Annotated in this window: 1 protein-coding gene; it reads left to right on the forward strand. The window is 63.4% G+C overall.

Annotated elements, in window-relative coordinates:
• A partial coding sequence (locus tag EN879_RS37265) for an NAD(P)(+) transhydrogenase (Re/Si-specific) subunit beta (RefSeq protein ID WP_164774910.1) occupies window positions 1–958 on the forward strand: 958 nt, incomplete at both ends.

Below are 958 nucleotides of genomic sequence, written 5' to 3' on the forward strand. Positions count from 1 at the left end.
CCCAGGCCCTGATCGAGATGAGCCTTGGCGTCGCCATCGGCGCCATCACCTTCACCGGCTCGGTCATCGCTTTCCTCAAGCTCGATGGCCGCATGTCCGGCAAGCCGATCATGATCGGCGCACGCCACTTCATCAACGCCGCACTTGCTATCGCGCTCGTCGTGCTGATCGTGTTGCTGGTCACCACCGAGTCCAAGCTGGTCTTCTGGCTGATCGTTGCCGCCTCGCTGGTGCTCGGTATCCTGCTGATCATCCCGATCGGCGGCGCCGACATGCCGGTCGTCGTCTCGATGCTGAATTCCTATTCCGGCTGGGCGGCGGCGGCGCTGGGCTTCACGCTCGGCAATCTGGCGCTGATCATCACCGGCGCGCTGGTCGGCTCATCCGGCGCGATCCTGTCCTACATCATGTGCAAGGGCATGAACCGAAGCTTCATCTCGGTCATTCTCGGCGGCTTCGGTGGGGAGACGGCAGCGGCCGCCGATGACGGCATCGAACGCACGGTCAAGCAGGGTTCTGCCGACGATGCCGCCTACCTCATGATGAACGCCCAGAAAGTCATCATCGTGCCGGGCTACGGCATGGCGGTTGCCCAGGCGCAGCATGCGCTGCGCGAAATGGCCGACAAGCTCAAGGCCAATGGCGTCGACGTGAAGTACGCCATCCACCCGGTCGCCGGCCGCATGCCCGGCCACATGAACGTGCTGCTCGCCGAAGCCAATGTGCCCTACGACGAGGTGTTCGAGCTTGAGGACATCAACTCGGAGTTCGCGCAAGCCGACGTTGCCTATGTCATCGGCGCCAACGACGTCACCAACCCGTCCGCGCGCGACGACAAGTCCTCACCCATCTACGGCATGCCGATCCTCGACGTCGACAAGGCGCGCACCTGCCTGTTCGTCAAGCGCTCGCTCGGTTCCGGCTATGCCGGTATCGACAACACGCTGTTCTACAAGGA

The organism is Mesorhizobium sp. M7A.F.Ca.AU.002.02.1.1 (genome assembly GCF_003998535.1).
Taxonomy (GTDB): Bacteria; Pseudomonadota; Alphaproteobacteria; order Rhizobiales; family Rhizobiaceae; genus Mesorhizobium; species Mesorhizobium ciceri.